Here is a 7043-nt window from a genome sequence, read left to right as displayed (position 1 = left end):
ACTAGAAACTAGAAACTAGAAACTAGAAACTAGAAACTACTTCCGTACCTTTACATTTGATCACAAAAACATTATTTTTCTATGCAATTATCGAAAGAACAAGTTTTGACAAGAGCGAATAGCGCCAGTAAAAACACTTTGATGGAAACCTTGAATATAGAAATGGTGGACTACGGCCCAGATTTTTTAGTGGCCAGAATGCCGGTAAATTCTAGAGTCTATCAGCCTGATGGTGTGCTTCATGGTGGCGCCACGGCGGCTTTGGCAGAAAGTGTTGGAAGTTTTGCGTCACATATTTTCTTGGATACTGAACATCTAGTTGTGCGCGGCATCGAAATTACTGCCAATCATTTAAAATCTGTAAGAGACGGATTTGTTTATGCCAAAGCGACCTTTCTTCACAAAGGAAGAACGACACAACTTCTCGATATACGAATTACAGACGACCATGATAATTTGGTCTCCATCTGCAGATTATCTACCATAACTTTACCAAAAACCAAATAGCATGCCCTTGGATCAATTTTTTGAGCAGATCGAAAAACAGCTGTATGCCAAGTTGCCTTTTGTAGCGTATCGAAAACCAAATACGTCCGAATTAAAAGCCATGCTTCAAGGTGATGACACGCTACATGTTATTTCTGATTTTACCGAAAGCGGATTTGTGTTTGCACCTTTTGATAGCCGCGAAGATGCCTTTTTAATTCCTTTAAATCATTCGGATGTCCTTACTGTTCCATTTGATCAACATGATTTTTCTGAAGATGAAATAAATTTTCAGGAAACAGTATCTCATAGTATCAATTCCATTCAGCAGGCAGATAAACAATCACATATAAAGCGTGTTGAGAAGGGTATTGAAGGCATAAAGGAAGATTGTTTTTCAAAAGTAGTGTTGTCAAGACGAGAAGTTATTGAGAGGGTTGGGACCAATCCTATTGCGATATTTAAACGTTTACTGCAACGTTATCCAACAGCATTTGTATCTATTTGGTACCATCCTAAGGTGGGCTTGTGGCTTGGAGCAACACCCGAAACCTTGCTAAGTGTCAGCGGGAACCAGCTAAAAACAATGTCTTTGGCAGGAACTCAGGCTTTTGAAGGATCGGAAGATGTGGTTTGGAAAGAAAAAGAAAAAGAAGAACAGCAAATAGTTACTGATTTTATTGTGGAGAGTCTGCGGTCAGTCATCAGTCCTCACTCATCAGTCGGCAGTATTCCCGCCGTCGCTAAAGCTGCGGACGGGCAAGCAGTCAGCAGTATCCAGGTTTCAAATGACGCCATAAAAGTCTCAGGACCAAAAACTGTAAAAGCTGGGAATTTGTTACATCTGCAAACTGAAATCTCCATGCAATTAAAACCTGAAACAAGTGCCTTGAAACCAATTTTAGAGGCCTTACATCCAACACCCGCCGTTTGTGGTTTCCCAAAAGAAAAGGCCAAAGCGTATATCATGGAAAATGAGGGCTATCCGCGCGAATTTTATTCCGGTTTTATGGGCGAATTACATCTAAAAGAAACCCTTAAAAGAAATACAAACAGGCGCAATGTGGAAAACAATGCCTATAACGTTCAGAAATCGGTATCCAACCTTTATGTCAATCTGCGTTGTATGCAGATAAAAAATCAAAATATTTTTATCTACGTTGGCGGCGGCATCACAAAAGACTCGAATGCCGAGGCAGAATGGCAAGAAACCGTTCATAAATCTCAAATTATAAAAAGTGTATTATAGAGGGGACTATTGGGTTGTAACTTGAGTTTCAGGTTTCTGTTGTTTCAAGTTTTTATTGTTTCGGGTTTTAGTTTACACTAATCTTTGTTAGATATTCAAATTCCCGACTTGGCTAAAGCTGCGGACGGGCAGGCAACTTCAATTTCAATTTCGATTTCAACTTCGATTTCATTTTCATATCCAACTTCAATTTTCGTACTTTTGTTATCAGATTTACGCATGAATGAAATATCCTAGAATTCCGCTAGCGCAGACTGTTATTCAGCTTTGCAAAGCAAAAAACATCAAACACATTGTCATTTCTCCAGGAAGCAGAAATGCACCGTTGACCATTGGTTTTACTAACGATCCTTTTTTTAAATGTTATAGCATTGTAGATGAGCGCTGCGCAGCGTTTTTCGCACTTGGCATTGCGCAACAAATTGAAGCGCCAGTATTGGTAACCTGCACCTCGGGAAGTGCGTTGCTTAATTTTTATCCCGCCGTTGCCGAAGCATTTTACAGCGAAATCCCGTTGATTGTACTCTCTGCCGATCGACCAAAGCATCTTCAGAACATTGGCGACGGACAAACCATCAATCAAAAGAATGTTTTTGAAAATCACATCATCCATTCGGCCAATTTAAAGTTGGATTTAAAGGATGAGCTGAACATTCCTGTGAGTGAAGACATTCCGATTTTCAAGAATATCGAAGATAAATTGGAGCGCTTATTAGGGCTTCAAAAGGATATTCAAACGCACAATGAACGCGAACTGAATGACGCGATTAATAAAGCCGTGTTCAAGAAAGGTCCGGTACATATCAATGTGCCCTTTGATGAACCTTTATATGAGATGGTGGACACTTTGAAAGTGGCTCCAAAAAACATCAAAATCGAATTTGAGGAACCTAAAATGGATTCATTTATCCTGGATCAATGCTTAAATGCTTGGGGAAAAGCCAAACGAAAAATGGTATTGGTAGGCGAGTACACACCCGATAAAATCGAGCAAAAGTGGTTAAACTTCCTGGCAAAAGATGATAGTGTGGTCGTGTTTACCGAAAGCACTTCAAATATAGATCACGGCGCTTTTTTTCCAAATATCGATAAGTTAATTTCGCCCTTACAAAAGGAAGATTTTATAAAGCTCCAACCGGAAATCCTCATCACTTTTGGAGGAATGGTAGTTTCCAAAAAAATAAAAACTTTTTTAAGGGAATACCAACCCAAAGAGCATTGGCATATCAGTGAAACTCGCGCTTATGATACATATTTCTGCTTGACCCAACACATAAAGGAAGATCCGAATTATTTTTTTAGCGAATTTCTGCCGAAGACCAAAGAAATCAAAAGTTCCTATCGGAATTATTGGACGCTAATTAAATCGGAGCGGGCTAAAAAGCACAATAGTTATCTGGAGAGCGTTCCATTTTCAGATTTCAAAGTCTTTGATACGCTTTTTAAAATGCTGCCCAATGACTCGATATTACAAATTGGTAACAGTTCGGCCATTCGATATGCGCAATTATTTGACATCCATAAATCGATAGAAGTCTATTGTAATAGAGGTACTAGTGGTATTGATGGGAGTACGTCAACTGCGATAGGCTGCGCAGTAGCTCATAAACGTCAAACAAATTTTATTACGGGCGATTTGAGTTTCTTTTATGACAGTAACGCCCTTTGGAACAATTACATTCCCAATTCATTCAGGATAATCATAATCAATAATGGTGGCGGCGGAATTTTCAGAATTCTTCCAGGACATAAAAACACCGAAAATTTTGACACTTATTTTGAAACGAAGCACCATTTGACGGCACAACACCTGGCTGAGATGTTCAATTTTAAGTATAAAAAAGTATCTAGTCAGAGTGATTTGGTAAATGCGCTAACGATGTTTTTTAATGAAAGTAAACAACCGAAAATTCTAGAAATCAACACTGCAGAACAATTAAATGATGAAGTTTTACTTACCTATTTTAAAGGGCTTAATTAAACATAAAGTCGGTAATTAATATTTTAAAAATAAATTAAAAATCACTATATTGAAGGATTAATTATATATCACTAAAAACCATAAACATGAGTAAAAGAGATGAATTAATTACTAAGTATGCCGCAGATTTAAAAGAAAAATGTGGTGTTAATGCTGATATGGATTTGTTGACCAAAGTCACCATTGGTTGTGGCCCATCAATCTATAATGCCGACTCTTCAACAGTTTCTGGAACTGATCCTTCTGAATTGGCAACTGTAAAAAACAACTTTTTGATCAAAAAATTAGGATTGAAGGATGGTCCCGATTTAGATAAAGGAATGGATGCAGTTATAGAAACTTATGGTAAATCTAATAGAAATAAATACAGAGCAGTTGTCTATTATTTATTGACAAAGCACTTCAAAAAGGAAGCGGTGTACAACAAATAGTATGAAACCTTAAAATTTGAAAAGCGTTACTTCTGATTGTTCAGAACTGTAGCGCTTTTTTTGTGGGATAAACACGAATATACTTACCTTTGTAGCATGATACATATTGGAGAATACAACACACTCGAAATACTTCGAGAGGCCGAGCAAGGCCTTTATATAGCAGATACAGAAGGCAATGAAGTTCTATTGCCAAACAGATATGTGCCCGAAACTTTTAAGATTTGGGACAAAATTGAGGTCTTTGTTTATTTAGATAATGAAGAACGTTTGGTTGCCGTTACGGACAGACCTTATATAACACGTGGTGAATTTGCCATGTTGCGTTGCAATCAGGTCACAGATCACGGTGCCTTTATGGATTGGGGCATGTTAAAAGAGCTGTTCTGTCCATTTATTGAACAGGCATTTAAGATGAAAAAAGGCGGCTGGTATTTGGTCCATTGCTATTTGGATGAGAAAACGGATCGGTTGGTGGCCTCCAGTAAAACCAATCATTTTCTGGATAATACGGAGTTGACCGTCACACAATTTGAAGAAGTGGATGTTATTATTTCCCACCCATCAGATATTGGCATGAACGTTATTGTCAATAATAAACATGCGGGACTCATTTTTCAAGATGACATTTATAAGGAGCTGAGCATTGGGGACCGTATGAAAGGTGTCGTCAAAAAAATCAGACCTGATAATAAACTGGATATTACTTTAGAGAAAATAGGTTATAGAAAGATTGAACCTAATGCAGATAACATTATGCATGAGTTGGAAGACAACGGAGGTTATCTCAATTTAACGGATAAATCAGATCCAGAGGATATCAAGGATGCTTTACAAATGAGTAAAAAGACCTTTAAAAAAGCCATTGGAACTTTATATAAACAACGATTAATTGATATTAAGGAAGATGGCATCTATCTTATTTAATTCACTTTAAAAACGAAATTACATGAGTCAAATCAAGTGGGAAACTGTCAAGGAATATCAAGATATTACCTATAAAAAATGTAATGGTGTAGCGCGAATTGCTTTTAACAGACCCGATGTTAGAAATGCCTTCCGGCCAAAAACCACCAGCGAATTGTACGATGCTTTTTATGATGCCAACGAAGATGTAAATATTGGGGTCGTATTATTATCTGCGGAAGGACCATCATCTAAAGATGGCGTTTATTCGTTTTGTAGTGGTGGCGATCAGAAAGCCAGAGGACATCAAGGATATGTAGGAGAGGATGGTTACCATCGCTTAAATATACTGGAAGTGCAACGCCTTATCCGATTCATGCCTAAAGCAGTTATTGCAGTGGTTCCTGGATGGGCAGTTGGTGGCGGTCACAGTTTGCATGTGGTGTGCGATCTTACTTTAGCGAGTAAAGAACATGCGATTTTCAAACAAACAGATGCTGACGTCACGAGTTTTGACGGCGGTTACGGTTCTGCTTATTTAGCGAAAATGGTAGGTCAAAAAAGAGCACGTGAAATCTTTTTCTTAGGAAGAAATTACTCCGCTCAAGAAGCTTATGAAATGGGTATGGTCAATGCGGTCATTCCACATGACGAATTGGAAGATACCGCCTATGAATGGGCTCAGGAAATATTAGGAAAATCGCCAACCTCTATAAGAATGCTGAAGTTTGCGATGAACTTAACCGATGACGGCATGGTTGGCCAACAAGTTTTTGCTGGTGAAGCCACCCGATTAGCCTACATGACCGACGAAGCCATTGAAGGACGAAACGCATTTTTGGAAAAAAGGAAGCCGAACTTTGAGAAAAAATGGATTCCATAATACAGCCAAAATCTTAGAATGAAAAAAATAAAACTGTGGTTGTCAGCGTTCAGATTACGGACGCTGCCTTTATCTATTTCAGGAATCGTTGTAGGAAGTTGTTTTGCTGTTTATAACGGATTCTTCAATTCCATCGTTTTTATACTTGCTTTATTGGTTACTGTTGGGTTGCAAATTCTCTCCAATTTAGCCAATGATTATGGCGATGGAGTAAAAGGCACTGATAATGACACGAGAGTAGGACCTACGCGCGCCATTCAAAGTGGAGAAATTACACCAAAACAAATGCTGGAGGCGTTGAAAATAAACGTCTTAGTTGTTATAGTATTGACCATGCTGCTTATTTTTAAGGCTTTTGGGCATGGTTACTTTTTATATACCCTTCTCTTTTTTGTTTTGGGAGGTATTTCGGTTTATGCGGCCATGAAATATACTATGGGAGATTCAGCCTATGGCTATAGAGGTTTAGGTGATGTTTATGTGCTGGTTTTCTTTGGATTTGTAAGTGTCGTGGGCAGCTATTTTCTGTATGCCAAACAATTGGATCATATCGTTGTGTTGCCTGCTCTAGCGGTTGGATTGCTCAGTGTTGGGGTATTAAACCTGAATAATATGAGAGATATCGAATCTGATAAATTATCCAACAAAATGACCTTAGCGGTAAAATTGGGGAAACAAAAATCAAAAGTATATCATCTGTTTGTAGTCATCAGTGCGCTGGTTTTGGGAGTCGTTTTTGCAATTCTCTATTATACCTCCTTATGGAATTTCATTTTTTTAATAGCTTATATTCCGCTCATAATACACATAAAAAAAATTGTAAAAGCCAAGGCTTCTTCAGATTTTGATTCGCAATTGAAAGTTTTGGCATTGTCAACATTCTTGTTTTCATTGTTGTTAGGAATAGGGTATATCTTATGAAAAAGGATGTAAATGCTTGTTTGTCAAATAATTAATTTGTATATTTAAGTATATTTTTTAGCCGACATTTATTTGCTATTAAGTTGGTTATAAGATTTGGGGCTTTAAAACTCAGACATATTGAATAATATGTCTGAGTTTTTCTTTTTATAAACACTGCTTTTATTCTTCTGAAATGAAGTACCT

The 7043-nt window shown here is 37.7% G+C and carries 8 protein-coding genes; 7 read left to right on the top strand and 1 reads right to left on the bottom strand.

Annotation, left to right across the window (positions count from 1 at the left end):
• Positions 1-81: 81 nt before the first annotated feature.
• Positions 82-507, top strand: a complete 426-nt coding sequence (locus ACOH2D_RS01285; protein WP_348037402.1) for a PaaI family thioesterase — start codon at positions 82-84, stop codon at positions 505-507.
• A gap of 1 nt (position 508) precedes the next feature.
• A complete protein-coding gene (locus ACOH2D_RS01280) occupies positions 509-1735 on the top strand; it encodes a chorismate-binding protein (protein WP_449534144.1) in 1227 nt (408 codons plus the stop codon).
• A gap of 95 nt (positions 1736-1830) precedes the next feature.
• On the opposite strand, the gene ACOH2D_RS01275 is transcribed toward ACOH2D_RS01280, so the two are convergent.
• Positions 1831-1956 (bottom strand): hypothetical protein, encoded by a 126-nt coding sequence (locus ACOH2D_RS01275; RefSeq protein ID WP_449534143.1) that lies wholly within the window; start codon positions 1954-1956, stop codon positions 1831-1833.
• A 2-nt stretch (positions 1957-1958) separates the two neighbouring features.
• On the opposite strand from ACOH2D_RS01275, the gene menD reads away from it, so the two are divergent.
• From menD to menA, 5 genes are all read left to right on the top strand, one after another.
• Positions 1959-3716, top strand: a complete 1758-nt coding sequence (gene menD / locus ACOH2D_RS01270; protein ID WP_348037408.1) for a 2-succinyl-5-enolpyruvyl-6-hydroxy-3-cyclohexene-1-carboxylate synthase — start codon at positions 1959-1961, stop codon at positions 3714-3716.
• Between the two features lie 86 nt (positions 3717-3802).
• Entirely contained in the window at positions 3803-4147 is a 345-nt protein-coding gene (locus tag ACOH2D_RS01265) for a DUF2853 family protein (RefSeq protein ID WP_348037410.1), read from the top strand.
• Positions 4148-4243: 96 nt separating this feature from the next.
• Positions 4244-5074 carry a CvfB family protein gene (locus ACOH2D_RS01260; RefSeq protein WP_348037412.1) on the top strand — a complete coding sequence of 277 codons (831 nt, stop codon included), beginning with the start codon at positions 4244-4246 and terminating at the stop codon, positions 5072-5074.
• Between the two features lie 22 nt (positions 5075-5096).
• Positions 5097-5936: a 1,4-dihydroxy-2-naphthoyl-CoA synthase gene (locus ACOH2D_RS01255; RefSeq protein ID WP_348037414.1), complete on the top strand. Its 840-nt coding sequence runs from the start codon at positions 5097-5099 to the stop codon at positions 5934-5936.
• A gap of 18 nt (positions 5937-5954) precedes the next feature.
• Positions 5955-6857 (top strand): 1,4-dihydroxy-2-naphthoate octaprenyltransferase, encoded by a 903-nt coding sequence (gene menA / locus ACOH2D_RS01250; protein ID WP_449534142.1) that lies wholly within the window; start codon positions 5955-5957, stop codon positions 6855-6857.
• Positions 6858-7043: the final 186 nt, after the last annotated feature.

The sequence above is a fragment of the Gelidibacter sp. genome (genome assembly GCF_053579655.1).
Note: the sequence above shows the minus strand (reverse complement) of the source record. Positions and strands in the feature narration are given on the sequence as shown.

What these genes read in the sequence shown, in the direction of transcription:
- ACOH2D_RS01285 (WP_348037402.1), top strand. Translation starts at nt 82, where the DNA reads ATGCAATTATCGAAAGAACAAGTTTTGACAAGAGCGAATAGCGCCAGT.
- ACOH2D_RS01280 (WP_449534144.1), top strand. Translation starts at nt 509, where the DNA reads ATGCCCTTGGATCAATTTTTTGAGCAGATCGAAAAACAGCTGTATGCC.
- ACOH2D_RS01275 (WP_449534143.1), bottom strand. Translation starts at nt 1,956, where the DNA reads ATGCGTAAATCTGATAACAAAAGTACGAAAATTGAAGTTGGATATGAA.
- menD (WP_348037408.1), top strand. Translation starts at nt 1,959, where the DNA reads ATGAAATATCCTAGAATTCCGCTAGCGCAGACTGTTATTCAGCTTTGC.
- ACOH2D_RS01265 (WP_348037410.1), top strand. Translation starts at nt 3,803, where the DNA reads ATGAGTAAAAGAGATGAATTAATTACTAAGTATGCCGCAGATTTAAAA.
- ACOH2D_RS01260 (WP_348037412.1), top strand. Translation starts at nt 4,244, where the DNA reads ATGATACATATTGGAGAATACAACACACTCGAAATACTTCGAGAGGCC.
- ACOH2D_RS01255 (WP_348037414.1), top strand. Translation starts at nt 5,097, where the DNA reads ATGAGTCAAATCAAGTGGGAAACTGTCAAGGAATATCAAGATATTACC.
- menA (WP_449534142.1), top strand. Translation starts at nt 5,955, where the DNA reads ATGAAAAAAATAAAACTGTGGTTGTCAGCGTTCAGATTACGGACGCTG.